Raw genomic sequence first — 14,844 nt, forward strand, 5'->3', positions numbered from 1 at the left:
CTTAAAGCGACGAGTATTTCTTGCGCAGACGCTGACGGATCAGCTCGGCGAGGGTATTCATGATGAACGTGAACAGCAGCAGCACCAGCGCCGAGAGGAACAGCACGCGGTAGTGACTGCCGCCCACTTCCGACTCGGGCATTTCCACTGCGACGTTGGCCGCCAGGGTGCGCAGGCCTTCGAACAGGTTCATCTCCATCACCGGCGTGTTACCGGTGGCCATCAGCACGATCATGGTCTCGCCCACGGCGCGGCCCATGCCGATCATCAGCGCGGAGAAGATGCCCGGGCTGGCAGTCAGGATCACTACGCGGGTCATGGTCTGCCAGGGCGTGGCACCGAGGGCCAGGGAGCCCAGGGTCAGGCCGCGCGGCACACTGAACACCGCGTCTTCGGCGATGGAGTAGATGTTCGGGATGACCGCAAAACCCATGGCCAGACCGACCACCAGGGCGTTGCGCTGGTCGTAGGTGATGCCCAGGTCATGGGAAATCCACATGCGCATGTCGCCGCCGAAGAACCAGGTTTCCAGGTACGGGCTCATGTACAGCGAGAGCCAGCCCACAAACAGGATCACCGGGATCAGGATCGCGCTTTCCCAGCCATCCGGCACACGCAGACGGATCGAATCAGGCAAACGGCTGAACACGAAGCCAGCCACCAGAATGCCAATTGGCAACAACATCAGCAGGCTGAAAATCCCCGGCAGATGCCCTTCCACATAAGGCGCCAGGAACAGGCCGGCGAAGAAGCCGAGGATCACGGTCGGCATCGCTTCCATCAACTCGATTACCGGCTTGACCTTGCGGCGCAGGCTCGGGGCCATGAAGTAAGCGGTGTAGATCGCGGCGGCTACGGCCAGCGGCGCGGCGAGCAGCATCGCGTAGAACGCGGCTTTCAACGTACCGAAGGTCAGCGGTGCGAGGCTCATCTTGGGCTCGAAGTCGGTGTTGGCGGCGGTCGACTGCCAGACGTACTTGGGCTCGTCGTAGTTCTCGTACCAGACCTTGCTCCACAGCGCGCTCCACGAGACTTCCGGGTGCGGGTTGTCGAGCAGCAGCGGTTGCAGCTTGCCACCGGCTTCGACGATGACGCGGTTGGCCCGTGGCGACAGGCCGAACACGCCTTGGCCGTCAACCACTGGATCGACCAGCAAGGTACGGTGCGCAGTGCTATGGAACACGCCGAACTGGCCGGAAGCGTCGAGGGCGGTGAAGCCTTTGCGACGTTCTTCAGCGGTGATTTCCACAATGGGCGCAGTGCCCATCTGGAAGGTCCGGATCTGCTTGAGGCGCTGCTCGCCATCCGGGTCACGGGCCATGAACCACTGGGCCAGACCGCCCTTGGAGTTACCGACGATCAGCGAGATGCCGCCCACCAGCTGGGTGCTGGCGGTGACTTCGGCATTGCCGTCTTCCAGCAGCTTGTAGCGGCCGTTGAGACTCTTGTCACGCAGGCTGAACACATCGGCCAGGGCGCGACCGTTGATCACATACAACCATTGCTGGCGAGGGTCGATGAAGATCGCCTTCACCGGCTCGGTCATTTGCGGCAGTTCGACACGCTTCTGCTCGCTGGTGACTTCGCCGGTCATCATGTTTTCTTCGCGACTCAGGGTCAGCACGTTCAAGTGCGAACCGGCCGAGCCTGCAACCACCAGCGACGAATCCGTGGCATTGAGGGCGACGTGCTCCAACGGGCGGCCGGTATCGTCGAGCACGATAGGCGTTTCACCGTAGGGGTACTCAATCGCAGGCGTGATGGTTTTCTTGCCGTCCGGGTATGACACCTTATAGGTGTGACGGAACACCAGGGACTGGCCATTGGACAAGCCGAGGATCACCAGCGGGCTGCCCGGCTGGTCTTCACCAATCGACGCTACGCTCGCGCCTGCCGGCAGCGCCAGGTCGACACGCTTGAGTTCGGCACCGGTAGTGACATCGAAGAACAGCGCCTGGCCCTTGTCGGAAACCCGCATGGCGACCTGGTTCTGTTCTTCCAGAGAAATCATCAGCGGCTTGCCGGCGTCCTGGATCCAGGCCGGTGTGAGCGCTTCTTCCTTGGTCAGCGAAGCACCCTGGAACAAGGGCGCGACCACATAGGCGAGGAAGAAGAAAATCAGGGTAATTGCGCCGAGAACGGCGAGGCCGCCGACCAGCACGTACCAACGGGTCAGACGGTCTTTGAGCGCGCGAATGCGGCGCTTGCGTTGCAGCTCAGGCGTATTGAAATCAATGCGCTTGGGGGGAGAAGTTGTCGTCATGGTGGAATTGGCCAGATCATTCATGCGCACACCCTAGCGATCCTGTATGACAGAAAGATGACAATGCAGTGACGCAGGAAATCCGCCGCGAAGCAGGGCTGGCAGCGGATAAAAAATTAGAAGTTTCTGTAGGAGCGAGCTTGCTCGCGAAGATCGTCAACGATAACGCGTCGTTTCTGAATAACCACGGTGCCCTATCGTTTTTCGCGAGCAAGCTCGCTCCTACAGAAGGCCGGTTTTACCCAGCCCAGCTACTTAGTTGCCTTCTTTCAGACCCAGGTCAGCCAGGGCCTTGGCGGCAACTTTGGCTGGCAGCGGGATGTAACCGTCTTTCACGACAACTTCCTGGCCCTGTTTGGACAGCACCAGTTTCACGAACTCGGCTTCCAGCGGTGCCAGAGGCTTGTTCGGAGCTTTGTTGACGTAAACGTAGAGGAAACGCGACAGCGGGTATTTGCCGTTCAGGGCGTTTTCTTCGCTGTCCTCGATGAACTCAGTGCTGCCTTTCTTGGCCAGGGCCACGGTTTTCACGCTGGCGGTCTTGTAGCCGATGCCCGAGTAACCGATGCCGTTCAGCGAGGAGCTGATCGACTGCACGACCGAGGCCGAGCCAGGCTGTTCGTTCACGTTAGGCTTGTAGTCGCCTTTGCACAGGGCTTCTTCCTTGAAGTAGCCGTAGGTGCCGGATACCGAGTTACGGCCGAACAGTTGAACCGGCTTGTTGGCCAGGTCGCCGGTCACGCCCAGGTCACCCCAGGTTTTCACGTCGGCTTTAGCGCCGCACAAGCGCGTCGAGGAGAAGATCGCGTCGACCTGTTCCATGGTCAGGTGCTGGATCGGGTTGTCCTTGTGCACAAATACCGCCAGGGCATCCACGGCTACCGGGATAGCGGTTGGCTTGTAGCCGTACTTCTGCTCGAAGGCCGCCAGTTCGGTGTCCTTCATCTTGCGGCTCATCGGGCCCAGGTTGGAGGTGCCTTCAGTCAGCGCAGGTGGCGCGGTGGCAGAGCCGGCCGCTTGAATCTGGATGTTGACGTTCGGGTATTCCTTTTTATAACCCTCGGCCCACAGGGTCATCAGGTTTGCCAGGGTATCGGAACCGACGCTGGACAGGTTGCCCGACACACCAGTGGTCTTGACGTAAGCCGGGATCGCCGGGTCAACGCCAGCAGCCACCGCGTTGGCGGTCGCGACGCCAGCAGCGACAAATGTCATTGCCGCCATCAAACGTTTCAGTTTCATGCCTTGCTCCTAGCAGATAGGGATAGTTGGATCGGGGCCAAGTATCGAGAGGCCGTGTGAACACTCTATGTCTGCAATGTGACAGTTAGATGAAAGGCCACTATTGGGGGGGAGGATTTGCACAACGCTCGCGTATTGCGGCAGCGGGGGGACGCGGAGCGTCCCAGGCGGCATTCCCGCGCGGGAGCGTGGGAACGATCAAGCTTAGCGGGAACGTTTCCACAGATACCCGCCCACCACCATCCCCATCACACACAGGGCAGCGACATAGTAGGCCGGGCCCATCGGGCTTTCCTTCATCAGCAGCGACACCGCCAATGGCGTCAGCCCGCCAAACACGGCGTAGGCCACGTTGTAGGAGAACGACAGGCCGCTGAAACGCACCACCGGCGGGAAGGCTTTGACCATCACGTAGGGCACCACACCGATGGTGCCGACAAACAGGCCGGTCAAGGCGTACAGCGGGAAGAGCCAGTCCGGGTGGGCCATGAGGCTGTGGTACAGCGTCCAGGAAGTGGCCAGCAACAACGCGCAACCGGTGACCAGCACACGCCCGGCACCAAAACGGTCGGCCAGGGCACCCGAGGCAATGCAACCCAGGCTCAGGGTCACGATGGCCAGGCTGTTGGCCTGCAACGCAACCGTGGGGCTGAAGTGGTAGACGGTCTGCAGCACGGTCGGGGTCATCAGGATGACCACCACGACGCCGGCCGACAGCAGCCAGGTCAGCAGCATCGACAGCACAATGGCGCCACGGTGGTCACGCAGTACCGCGCGCAACGGCAGTTCGGCGGCCAGGGTCTTGCGGTGCTGCATCTCGGCGAAGATCGGTGTTTCATGCAGCCAGCGGCGCAGGTACACCGACAGCAGGCCGAACACACCGCCGAGCAGGAACGGGATTCGCCAGGCGTAATCGGAGACCTGCTCCGGGGTATAGGCCGTATTAATCGCGGTGGCTACCAGCGATCCCAGCAAAATACCGGCGGTGAGGCCGCTGGTCAGGGTGCCGCAGGCGTAGCCGATGTGACGTGGCGGGACATGTTCGGAGACGAATACCGAGGCGCCCGGTACCTCGCCGCCGATCGCCGCGCCCTGGATCACGCGCATCAGCAGCAGCAGGAGCGGTGCCCACAGGCCGATCTGCGCGTAGGTCGGCAGCAGCCCCATGATCAAGGTCGGCACGGCCATCATGAAGATGCTCAGGGTGAACATTTTCTTGCGGCCCAGCAGGTCGCCGAAGTGCGCCATGATGATGCCGCCCAGCGGGCGAGCCAGGTAGCCGGCGGCGAAGATGCCGAAGGTCTGCATCATGCGCAGCCATTCGGGCATGTCGACGGGGAAGAACAGTTTCCCGACCACGGTAGCGAAAAATACGAAAATGATGAAGTCGTAGAATTCCAGCGCCCCGCCCAAGGCAGACAGCGACAGGGTTTTGTAGTCGTTGCGGGTCAGCGGGCGCGACGGTTGCGCACTGCTTGCGGGCACGGAGGACATGGCAAGGCTTCTCTTATAGTAATCAGCGTAAAGGACTGCACGCCCGTGACTTGCGGCGGGTCTGGCAAGATAGCAAATCGCCTGAAAAAGCACAGCGCTATGAAAACAGTTGCGCGCAAAAGCCCCGATACAGCGTCTATTTACCGACCAAATGAGCCTCAGGTGGTCGTCGTCGCGCCAGCGTCCCGATATACTCGCCCGTGCAAGCGCAGGAACCCCAGTCTTGACGGGCTGCTGTGCCAAAACGTTGTTGGGCGCCATCCAGCCGATTTGGCAGAGTTTCCCTTTAGTTCGCCTTACGAGAAACGCATCGAGCGGTGTATGTTGGTGCTGAAACGTTTTTCCAGAAGACGGCTATCCACTTGAAATACCCATGAAGCGTCACGGGTCAGAGGCCCTCGGCATGATCGAACTCGAACAAGAAGATCCTATCCCGCAAGGCGATCTCGCCCTGCAAATCACTGCACTTCCACGTGAAACCAACGGTTTTGGCGATATCTTCGGTGGCTGGCTGGTCGCGCAGATGGACCTGGCCGGCACGGCAATGGCCAGTAAGGTGGCCGGCGGACGTGTAGCCACCGTGGCCATTGATCGCATGGCATTCCTGGTCCCGGTCGCGGTGGGCGCGCAGTTGTCCTTCTATACCCAGGCCCTGGAAATCGGCCGCAGCTCGATCCAGATGATGGTCGAAGTGTGGAGCGACGACCCGCTGTCCAGCGAATGGCGCAAGGTGACAGAGGCGGTGTTCGTGTTCGTCGCCATCGACGGCAGCGGCCGCACGCGCTCGGTTCCGTCGCGCGCGCGTTAAACCTCATCGGGGTTTCACGGTCAATTGCCCCATTGCCCATTGCCTGCCATTGAGAGAGCTTTGTTATGCCGACGCCCCACGTTGAAACCGTGAAAATCGACGAGCTGGACTGCTGGCGCATCCGCCACAACGGCGCCGAATTGAGGGTGGCCCAACAGGGCGCGCATCTCTTCAGTTACCAGCGCGATGGCGAGCAGCCGCTGATCTGGCCGAACCCCGAGGCGGTGTTCAAGCAGGGCAAAGGCATTCGTACCGGCGTCCCGGTGTGCTGGCCGTGGTTTGGTGTATTCGAGCGCAACCCGCAGAGCGTCAAGGCGATGCGCCAAAGCGATCAGCCGGCCGGCGCCCACGGTTTTGTGCGGACGGCGTTGTGGGAATTAGCCGCAACCAGGCTTGAAGGCCAGGCGTTGCGGGTGGACCTTGCGCTGCCCGTACCGGCAGGCGGTTTTCCTGGCTGGCCTCATCAGGTCGACTTGAGGTTGAGCCTGGTGCTGGACGACCAGCTGCATATCCACCTCACCAGCCATAACCGCGGCACTGACACCGTGACCTTCAGTCAGGCATTGCACACCTACTTCGCCGTCAGCGATGTGCGCAACGTGCAGGTCGAAGGCGTGGAGGGGGCGACCTATATCGATACCGCCGATGGCTGGACCGAGAAAACCCAGTCCGGCCTGCTGCACTTCAGTGCCGAGACTGACCGTATCTACCTCGATACACCGGCCCGCCTGAGCATCCTCGACAAGGACTGGCAGCGTCGCATCCAGCTCACCAGTGAAGGGTCGAAATCGACCGTGATCTGGAACCCATGGACCGAACGCGCCAAGGCCTTCGATGACATGGCCGACGATGGCTGGCAGGGGATGTTGTGCATCGAGACGGCGAATGTGCTGGACGACGTGGTGGCGTTGGCACCCGGCGAAAGCCACACCCTGGGCGTGAGCATCGCCAGCATTCCTTTGTAAACCCAATCAACAATGTGGGAGGGGCAAGCCCCCTCCCACATTGTTATGTGTTGGCTGTTAGAGATCGGACTCCTTCACCACCCGCACCTTCCCTGCATCCAGCGCATACGCCGCGTCCGCCAGGTCGTTATTCACCTTCTCCACCTTCAAGGTTCCGGTCACCCACAGCGGCGTGTAGATATCATCCAGCTTCAGCCCCTTGGGATAGCGCACCAGCACCAGTTGGTTGGGCGGCGGTGGCGGCACATGGATACACGCGCCGGGGTACGGCACGAGAAAGAACAGGGTGCTGCGGCCCTTGGCATCGGTTTCCAACGGCACCGGGTAGCCGCCGATACGGATGTGCTTGCCGTTCATGGCCGCCACGGTCTTGGTGGAATACATCACCGCCGGCAAGCCTTTGCTCTGCTTCAGGCCACCCTTGTCGGTAAAGGTGCCTTGGGCTTCGGGCGAGTTGTGATCGATCTCGGGCATGGCTTCGAGGGCTTTCTGATCCGACAGCGGCATCAGCTCGAGCCAGTCGGTTTCCGGCAGTTCGCCGGCGTGGGCCAGGCCTGAGCCCAGCAAGAGGAGAGTCAACAGAAGACGGCGCATGGAGAGGCTCGGCAAGTACAAGTGCCGAGCATTCTAGCCCTCTGCGCCTGCGCAGCGCAGAGGACTTTGTCGGCTGATTACTTTCTTTTGATCAGGCCGTAGATGACCAGCAGCACGATCGCACCGACCAGCGCACCGATAAAGCCTGCGCCTTGACCGGCCTGGTAGATCCCCAGCGCCTGGCCACCGTAGGTTGCAGCCAGGGAGCCGGCGATACCCAGCAGGATGGTCATGATCCAGCCCATGCTGTCGTCGCCAGGCTTGAGGAAACGCGCCAGCAGGCCGACGATCAAGCCGATAAAGATGGTTCCGATGATACCCATGGCATTTCCCTCTGATTGGTGTGAGTCATGCCAAAGCCTAGTCAGACTTTGGCATCCTGCAATCAGAGGGACATCGGGCCTCAATGGTTCCCGCGGCGACGCGGCTTATTGTTCGGCGATCAGCGTTTCGACCTTGAGGATCTGCGCCTGCAGGGTCGCGCGGTCCTTGCAGCGCAGGTTGGCGTGACCCACCTTGCGCCCTGCCTTGAAGGCCTTGCCGTAGTGATGCACATGGCAATCGTCGATCGCCATGACTCGCTCAACCGGCGGCACCACGCCGATGAAGTTGAGCATGGCGCTCTCGCCAACCTTGGCCGTGGAGCCCAATGGCAAGCCCGCGACCGCCCGCAGGTGGTTTTCGAACTGGCTGCACTCGGCGCCCTCGGTGGTCCAGTGCCCGGAGTTGTGCACGCGCGGGGCGATTTCGTTGGCTTTGAGGCCACCGTCGACTTCAAAGAACTCGAACGCCATCACGCCGACGTAATCCAGCTGCTTGAGCACACGGCTCGAATAGTCTTCGGCCAGGGCCTGCAGCGGGTGGTCAGTGCTGGCCACAGACACTTTCAGGATGCCGTTGACGTGGGTGTTGTGCACCAACGGATAGAAGCGGGTTTCGCCATCACGGGCACGCACGGCGATCAGCGAGACTTCACCGGTGAACGGCACGAAGCCTTCCAGCAGGCAGGCGACGCTGCCCAGCTCGGCGAAGGTACCGACCACATCGGCCGCGGTACGCAGCACTTTCTGGCCCTTGCCGTCATACCCCAGGGTGCGGGTTTTCAGTACGGCCGGCAGGCCGATGCTGGCGACGGCGGCGTCCAGGTCCGCCTGGGACTGGATATCGGCGAAGGCCGGGGTCGGAATGCCCAGGTCCTTGAACATGCTCTTTTCGAACCAGCGGTCGCGCGCGATGCGCAGGGCTTCGGCGCTCGGGTACACCGGCACGAATTGCGACAGGAAGGCCACGGTTTCAGCCGGGACGCTTTCGAATTCGAAGGTCACCAGGTCGACTTCATCGGCCAGTTGGCGCAAATGATCCGGGTCGCTGTAGTCAGCGCGCAGATGTTCACCCAGAGCCGCAGCGCAAGCGTCCGGCGCCGGGTCCAGGAAAGCGAAGTTCATCCCCAGCGGGGTACCCGCCAGAGCCAGCATGCGGCCCAGTTGGCCGCCACCGATTACACCGATTTTCATCAATCAACACCCTCAGGCGATGCGTGGGTCTGGATTGTCCAGCACGCTGTCTGTCTGCTCAGCACGGAATTTTTTCAGCACCGCATGGAACTGCGGATGCTTGGCGCCCAGAATACTGGCGGACAACAACGCGGCGTTGATCGCGCCGGCCTTGCCGATCGCCAGGGTTGCCACCGGAATGCCGGCCGGCATCTGCACGATGGACAACAGCGAATCCACGCCCGAGAGCATCGATGACTGCACCGGTACACCCAGCACGGGCAGGTGAGTCTTGGCTGCGCACATGCCTGGCAAGTGCGCCGCACCGCCGGCACCGGCGATGATCACCTCGATGCCACGGGATTCTGCTTCATCGGCATACTGGAACAGCAAGTCCGGAGTGCGGTGGGCGGAGACCACCTTCACTTCGTACGGAATGCCGAGTTTTTCCAGCATATCGGCGGTGTGGCTAAGGGTGGACCAATCGGACTTGGAGCCCATGATCACGCCAACCAATGCACTCATCGTCGTGCCTCTTCTCTCTGGGCGCCCGCAGGCGCGTCAAAAAACAACAAGCCACGCGGGAAATCCGGCGTGGCTTGGTGTACGAATTAAGGCCGGTTGGACCGGCCGAAGGCCGCGCAGTATACCGTAATAATCCAGATAAACAGCCCCTGGGATGACCATCTGTCATTCATTGCTACCGAGCGATTTATTGACTCTAAGGTCAGCCTCTAACCCACGCCAAAGCACGACACTCACGTCCGCTCGCCAAACCGACGTACCGTCGAGAATTAATTACCGCCAGATGGAATGACCTCATTCAATAAACTCACCGGCATCCTGATTCACTATCAATAACTTTTAACTCCTTGAAAGGATTAAAGGATGACTCAGACAATCGAAGGCACATCCAAAAAAGACGTTACTATTATCGCTGTTATTCATGATGACGTGGCGCAGCCAAAACGAAAAACCATTTACGCTGATTATTTTCACGCAGTCGTAAAAGAGCTGGAAAGCTTCGCAGAGCGGAAAATCAATGTCGTCTTCGCGCAGGGCGAGCCCCAAAGCAGCATGGAATACAAAGGCGACGTTTTTGATGATGCTGCAACACGCTGGGAAACTGTCGGCGCTCAAGTTCTCGAAAAAATGACGAACGACGGCTTAGAAACCAATGAGTTGACAAAAGTCGTTCTCGTTACCAACGACAAATTAAACGATAAAGTTTTAGGCGTCGCGAGCACATATGGGGAAACCAAAGGCGGAACTTTCGCCATCGCATCATTGGTCTCGCCAGGAGTCGTCGCGCATGAGATCGGTCATTTATTAGGGGCCAAACATGACGACTCTGAAGTGCATATCAAGCGCCGCTGGGCCGGTGGCCTTAAGCTCCTCGACGCTTGGTGGCTATTCGGAAGCTGGTACGAGGATATTGAGACTTATACCTATATGGCACCCCACAGTAGCAGTTCCAGCACTTACACTTTCAGCCCCGCCAACCGGCAAAATATTAAGAATTATCTAGCCAGTAAAGATTAATACCGACCGCGCTTTTACCGTTTTACTTCCATCCGTTCGAACAATCACTGACCTTCCTCCGCTCATGCGGAGGAGCTTACTGCGATGCCACTCTCGAGCTTGCGCCACAACAACCGCACATTCGCCTTGCGCACCAACGCGCAGCGATACAAGCGAATCTCCAGTGGCACATGCCATTGCGACCCGCCGCACACCACCAGTTCGCCACGGGCCAGTTCCGCCCGCACGCTCAACTGCGGCACCCAGGCGATGCCCAGCCCTTCCAGCGCCATGCTCTTGAGGCTGTCGGCCATGGCGGTTTCATAGATGGTGGTGAAGCGCAGGGCGCGCTGGCGCAGCAGCAGATTCACCGAGCGGCCAAGGAACGCCCCGGCGCTGTAGGCCAGCAGCGGCACACTGCCCTCACCTTCCAGGTCGAACAGCGGCTTGCCGTCGGCATCGGCGGCGCACACCGGGAGCATTTCGGTGTTGCCCAGGTGCAGCGAGGGAAAGATCTCGGCGTCCATCTGCATCGCGGCATCCGGGTCGTAGAACGCCAGCATCAGGTCGCAGCCGCCTTCGCGCAGGGCGTGCACGGCATCACCGACGTTGGTGGCGACCAGCCGCGTGGCGATGTTCAAACCTTCGTTGCGCAGTTGGGCGATCCAGCGCGGGAAAAAACCCAATGCCAGGGAGTGAGCCGCCGCCACCTGCATGACCTCCCCCTGGCCGCCTTCCAGATGATGCAAATGGCGCAGCACTTCACCGAGTTGCTCGACCACCGTGCGCGCGGTGACCAGGAACAATTGCCCCGCCGCCGTCAGCTCCACCGGCGTGCGTGAGCGATTGACCAGGGTCAGCCCCAGCGCCGCTTCCAGGCTGCGAATACGTCGACTGAACGCCGGCTGGGTGACAAAGCGCCGCTCCGCCGCCTGGGAAAAGCTGCGCGTCGCCGCCAGGGCGCTGAAGTCTTCCAGCCATTTGCTCTCAAGGTTCATCACTGCCTCCCACGGGGAATGCACCATTTTGGCACACACGCCCGTCATGGTAACCGGGTCACATCGGCATTATGCCGTTTGTGCATAGGCCAGTGTTTAACAGCATTGGCCCAAAAACTCTCAAAAGCCTAGCATTCACAGCGTTCCGGCCAGTTCCGGGTCCCTATCGAGATGATTTCCGTCATGTCCTCTGCTGCATCTTTCCGTACCGAAAAAGACCTGCTTGGCGTACTCGAAGTACCTGCCCAAGCGTATTACGGCATCCAGACCCTGCGAGCGGTGAACAACTTCCGCCTCTCGGGCGTTCCGATTTCGCATTACCCGAAATTGGTGGTCGGTCTGGCAATGGTCAAGCAAGCAGCAGCGGACGCCAACCGCGAACTGGGCCAGCTCAGCGAAGCCAAGCACGCGGCCATCAGCGAAGCGTGCGCCCGCCTGATTCGCGGCGATTTCCACGAAGAGTTCGTGGTGGACATGATTCAAGGCGGCGCCGGCACTTCCACCAACATGAATGCCAACGAAGTGATCGCCAACATCGCGCTGGAGGCCATGGGCCATCAGAAGGGTGAGTACCAGTACCTGCACCCCAACAACGATGTGAACATGGCGCAGTCGACCAACGACGCCTACCCGACCGCGATCCGTCTGGGTCTGCTGCTGGGCCATGACGCGCTGCTGGCCAGCCTCGACAGCCTGATCCAGGCCTTCGCCGCCAAAGGTGTCGAGTTCGGGCATGTGTTGAAAATGGGCCGCACCCAACTGCAAGACGCCGTGCCGATGACCCTCGGCCAGGAATTCCGTGCCTTCGCCACCACCCTGAGCGAAGACCTGGCCCGCCTGAAAACCCTGGCGCCGGAGCTGCTCACCGAAGTGAACCTGGGCGGCACCGCCATCGGCACCGGCATCAACGCCGACCCACGCTACCAGGCCCTGGCCGTACAACGCCTGGCCACCATCAGCGGCCAGCCGCTGGTACCGGCGGCCGACCTGATCGAAGCCACCTCCGACATGGGCGCCTTCGTGCTGTTCTCCGGCATGCTCAAGCGTACCGCGGTGAAGCTGTCGAAGATCTGCAACGACCTGCGCCTGCTGTCCAGCGGCCCACGCACCGGCATCAATGAGATCAACCTGCCGGCGCGCCAGCCAGGCAGCTCGATCATGCCCGGCAAGGTCAACCCGGTGATCCCGGAAGCCGTCAACCAGGTGGCCTTCCAGGTGATCGGCAACGATTTGGCCCTGACCATGGCAGCTGAAGGCGGCCAACTGCAACTGAACGTGATGGAGCCGCTGATCGCCTTCAAGATCTTCGACTCGATCCGCCTGCTGCAACGCGCCATGGACATGCTGCGCGAACACTGCATCGTCGGCATCACCGCCAACGAAGCGCGCTGCCGCGAGCTGGTGGAACACTCCATCGGCCTGGTCACCGCGCTGAACCCCTACATCGGCTATGAAAACGCCACCCGCATTGCGCGAATCGCCCTTGAAAGCGGTCGCGGTGTGCTGGAACTGGTGCGTGAAGAAGGCTTGCTCGACGACGCCATGCTCGACGACATCCTGCGCCCCGAAAACATGATCGCTCCACGCTTGGTCCCGCTGAAGGCCTAAGTGTTTGTTGCACCGCTCACCAGGTTGAGAGACTAGACACCTCTCACCTTTTGAGGGCCTGAAGGCTCGTTCTTCAGGCCCTTTTTTTTGCCTTGAGGTTGCTTATGACGCCTATAAAAAATCCAATATCGCACCGCTTACCCACCTCCCCTCTCACCGCTTCGCTGAAACCTTTAATCAGGCCGAGCAGACGGATCACGTTCGCCTAGGTATAGTGCCGCCCCTCTTCGTGTCAGAGATCGTCGGTAACGAGGTCCTGTACAGCGCGAAACCGCATGAATAACAACACCCGCAAAAGGATTGGGGTCGAACGTCGCGCACTGCCTGGTGCCGAGCGATGCGTCGCACCGTCCTGCGTTTGCCATTAGAAAAATCAGCGAGGAACACTCCATGCTCGAAGTCATCAACGACTTCCTCTCAGGGAAAGTACTGATCGTGCTCATTGTCGGGCTCGGCGGTTATTTCACGATCCGCTCGCGTTTCGTTCAATTGCGTCACTTTTTCCACATGTTCTCGGTGTTTAAAGACAGCCTGAAAAGCAGCTCCGGCCAACTCAGCTCGTTCCAGGCGCTGATGCTCAGCCTGGCCGGCCGTGTGGGCGCCGGTAACATCGCAGGCGTCGGCATTGCCGTGACCCTGGGTGGCCCGGGCGCCGTGTTCTGGATGTGGGTCACCGCGTTGGTGGGCATGTCCTCGAGCTTTATCGAGTGCTCCCTGGGTCAGCTGTACAAGCGCACCGATGCAGAAGGTGCCTACCGTGGCGGCCCGGCCTATTACATCCAGCACGGCCTGCACAAACGCTGGCTGGGGATGGTCATGGCGTTCCTGCTGCTGGTGACCTTCGGTTTTGCCTTCAACGGCCTGCAAGCCCACGCGGTTACCCACTCGCTGAATAATGCCTTTGGCCTCGACACCACCTACACCGGCCTGGCGCTGGCGGTGTTGCTGGGCCTGGTGTTCATTGGCGGGATCAAGCGTATCGCCTCGATCGCCGACCTGCTGGTGCCGGTCAAGACCCTGGTATACATCGCCGTGACCCTGTACGTGATCGTGCTGCAATTCGACCATGTGCCAGCCATGCTCGCGACCATCGTCAAGAGCGCCTTCGGCCTCGACCAAGCCTTCGGTGGCCTGGTGGGCAGCGCGATCATCATGGGTGTAAAGCGCGGCGTGTTCGCCAACGAAGCAGGCCTGGGCAGTGCGCCTAACGTGGCGGCAGTGGCGTCGGTAGAACACCCGATCGCCCAGGGCGTGGTGCAGGCATTCAGCGTGTTCCTCGACACCTTCGTGATCTGCACCTGCACCGCGTTGCTGATCCTGCTGTCCGGCTTCTACACCCCGGGTTTTGAAGGCGACGGCATTGCCCTGACCCAGAACTCCCTGGCGGCGGTAGTGGGTGACTGGGGCCGCATGTTCATCTCGGTGGCCCTGGCGTTGTTCGTGTTCACCTCGATCATGTACAACTACTATTTGGGCGAGAGCAACCTGCGCTTCCTGGTCGGCAACAACCGCAAGGTGCTGATGGGTTATCGCGCGTTGGTGCTGGTGCTGATTTTCTGGGGCTCCATCGAGAACCTGAGCACGGTGTTCGCCTTCGCCGACATCACCATGACCATGCTCGCGTTCGTCAACCTGTTCGCCCTGGCGTTCCTGTTCAAGATCGCCATGCGCATCCTGAACGACTATGACAACCAACGCGCGGCGGGCATCAAGACCCCGGTGTTCGATTCCAGCCAGTTTCCTGACCTGGACCTGGACCGCAAGGCCTGGCCAGCGAACCCGGTGAAAACCGAAGCGGCCCCGGCAGCTGAACTGAGCGCTCAAGCGCAACGTTGATCACCGCTAGATGACACGCCGC

General features: G+C 60.5%; 13 protein-coding genes. 5 read left to right on the plus strand and 8 right to left on the minus strand.

Annotation, left to right across the window (positions count from 1 at the left end):
• Window position 1: 1 nt before the first annotated feature.
• The 3 genes from BOP93_RS26730 to BOP93_RS26740 form a co-directional block, all read right to left on the minus strand.
• Window positions 2-2,035 (minus strand): ABC transporter permease subunit, encoded by a 2,034-nt coding sequence (locus BOP93_RS26730; RefSeq protein WP_205885835.1) that lies wholly within the window; start codon window positions 2,033-2,035, stop codon window positions 2-4.
• A gap of 483 nt (window positions 2,036-2,518) precedes the next feature.
• Window positions 2,519-3,505, minus strand: coding sequence for a phosphate ABC transporter substrate-binding protein PstS (locus BOP93_RS26735; protein WP_065883793.1), 987 nt, complete (start codon window positions 3,503-3,505; stop codon window positions 2,519-2,521).
• Window positions 3,506-3,709: 204 nt separating this feature from the next.
• On the minus strand, window positions 3,710-4,999 hold the full coding sequence (locus tag BOP93_RS26740; RefSeq protein ID WP_104505169.1) for an MFS transporter: 1,290 nt from the start codon (window positions 4,997-4,999) through the stop codon (window positions 3,710-3,712).
• A 403-nt stretch (window positions 5,000-5,402) separates the two neighbouring features.
• Between BOP93_RS26740 and BOP93_RS26745 the strand changes: the two genes are divergently transcribed.
• Window positions 5,403-5,807 carry an acyl-CoA thioesterase gene (locus BOP93_RS26745; RefSeq protein WP_003176975.1) on the plus strand — a complete coding sequence of 135 codons (405 nt, stop codon included), beginning with the start codon at window positions 5,403-5,405 and terminating at the stop codon, window positions 5,805-5,807.
• 65 nt (window positions 5,808-5,872) lie between these two features.
• Window positions 5,873-6,772, plus strand: a complete 900-nt coding sequence (locus BOP93_RS26750) for a D-hexose-6-phosphate mutarotase (protein WP_104505170.1) — start codon at window positions 5,873-5,875, stop codon at window positions 6,770-6,772.
• 57 nt (window positions 6,773-6,829) lie between these two features.
• Here BOP93_RS26750 and BOP93_RS26755 read toward each other — a convergent pair whose 3' ends face one another.
• The 4 genes from BOP93_RS26755 to purE form a co-directional block, all read right to left on the minus strand.
• Complete coding sequence (locus BOP93_RS26755; protein WP_104505171.1) at window positions 6,830-7,366, minus strand: DUF3299 domain-containing protein; 537 nt, start codon at window positions 7,364-7,366, stop codon at window positions 6,830-6,832.
• Window positions 7,367-7,443: 77 nt separating this feature from the next.
• Window positions 7,444-7,689, minus strand: coding sequence for a GlsB/YeaQ/YmgE family stress response membrane protein (locus BOP93_RS26760; RefSeq protein WP_057006311.1), 246 nt, complete (start codon window positions 7,687-7,689; stop codon window positions 7,444-7,446).
• A gap of 105 nt (window positions 7,690-7,794) precedes the next feature.
• Window positions 7,795-8,880 (minus strand): 5-(carboxyamino)imidazole ribonucleotide synthase, encoded by a 1,086-nt coding sequence (locus BOP93_RS26765; protein ID WP_104505172.1) that lies wholly within the window; start codon window positions 8,878-8,880, stop codon window positions 7,795-7,797.
• A gap of 12 nt (window positions 8,881-8,892) precedes the next feature.
• Window positions 8,893-9,384, minus strand: a complete 492-nt coding sequence (purE, locus tag BOP93_RS26770) for a 5-(carboxyamino)imidazole ribonucleotide mutase (protein ID WP_003195648.1) — start codon at window positions 9,382-9,384, stop codon at window positions 8,893-8,895.
• 363 nt (window positions 9,385-9,747) lie between these two features.
• Between purE and BOP93_RS26775 the strand changes: the two genes are divergently transcribed.
• Window positions 9,748-10,401, plus strand: coding sequence for a reprolysin-like metallopeptidase (locus BOP93_RS26775; RefSeq protein WP_104505173.1), 654 nt, complete (start codon window positions 9,748-9,750; stop codon window positions 10,399-10,401).
• 62 nt (window positions 10,402-10,463) lie between these two features.
• Here the strand turns inward: BOP93_RS26775 and BOP93_RS26780 are convergent, their stop codons facing one another.
• Window positions 10,464-11,378 (minus strand): LysR substrate-binding domain-containing protein, encoded by a 915-nt coding sequence (locus tag BOP93_RS26780; RefSeq protein WP_104505174.1) that lies wholly within the window; start codon window positions 11,376-11,378, stop codon window positions 10,464-10,466.
• 183 nt (window positions 11,379-11,561) lie between these two features.
• Between BOP93_RS26780 and aspA the strand changes: the two genes are divergently transcribed.
• Complete coding sequence (gene aspA, locus BOP93_RS26785; protein ID WP_032884466.1) at window positions 11,562-12,986, plus strand: aspartate ammonia-lyase; 1,425 nt, start codon at window positions 11,562-11,564, stop codon at window positions 12,984-12,986.
• A 390-nt stretch (window positions 12,987-13,376) separates the two neighbouring features.
• Window positions 13,377-14,822 carry an alanine/glycine:cation symporter family protein gene (locus BOP93_RS26790; RefSeq protein WP_104505175.1) on the plus strand — a complete coding sequence of 482 codons (1,446 nt, stop codon included), beginning with the start codon at window positions 13,377-13,379 and terminating at the stop codon, window positions 14,820-14,822.
• Window positions 14,823-14,844 lie beyond the last annotated feature (22 nt).

Origin of the sequence: Pseudomonas orientalis, from assembly GCF_002934065.1 — a bacterium.
GTDB classification, from domain to species: Bacteria; Pseudomonadota; Gammaproteobacteria; order Pseudomonadales; family Pseudomonadaceae; genus Aquipseudomonas; species Aquipseudomonas orientalis_A.

Coding starts and splice junctions, on each gene's coding strand:
- BOP93_RS26745 (WP_003176975.1), top strand. CDS start 5,403: ATGATCGAACTCGAACAAGAAGATCCTATCCCGCAAGGCGATCTCGCC.
- BOP93_RS26780 (WP_104505174.1), bottom strand. CDS start 11,378: ATGAACCTTGAGAGCAAATGGCTGGAAGACTTCAGCGCCCTGGCGGCG.
- aspA (WP_032884466.1), top strand. CDS start 11,562: ATGTCCTCTGCTGCATCTTTCCGTACCGAAAAAGACCTGCTTGGCGTA.
- BOP93_RS26740 (WP_104505169.1), bottom strand. CDS start 4,999: ATGTCCTCCGTGCCCGCAAGCAGTGCGCAACCGTCGCGCCCGCTGACC.
- BOP93_RS26755 (WP_104505171.1), bottom strand. CDS start 7,366: ATGCGCCGTCTTCTGTTGACTCTCCTCTTGCTGGGCTCAGGCCTGGCC.
- BOP93_RS26735 (WP_065883793.1), bottom strand. CDS start 3,505: ATGAAACTGAAACGTTTGATGGCGGCAATGACATTTGTCGCTGCTGGC.
- BOP93_RS26760 (WP_057006311.1), bottom strand. CDS start 7,689: ATGGGTATCATCGGAACCATCTTTATCGGCTTGATCGTCGGCCTGCTG.
- BOP93_RS26790 (WP_104505175.1), top strand. CDS start 13,377: ATGCTCGAAGTCATCAACGACTTCCTCTCAGGGAAAGTACTGATCGTG.
- BOP93_RS26750 (WP_104505170.1), top strand. CDS start 5,873: ATGCCGACGCCCCACGTTGAAACCGTGAAAATCGACGAGCTGGACTGC.
- purE (WP_003195648.1), bottom strand. CDS start 9,384: ATGAGTGCATTGGTTGGCGTGATCATGGGCTCCAAGTCCGATTGGTCC.
- BOP93_RS26775 (WP_104505173.1), top strand. CDS start 9,748: ATGACTCAGACAATCGAAGGCACATCCAAAAAAGACGTTACTATTATC.
- BOP93_RS26765 (WP_104505172.1), bottom strand. CDS start 8,880: ATGAAAATCGGTGTAATCGGTGGCGGCCAACTGGGCCGCATGCTGGCT.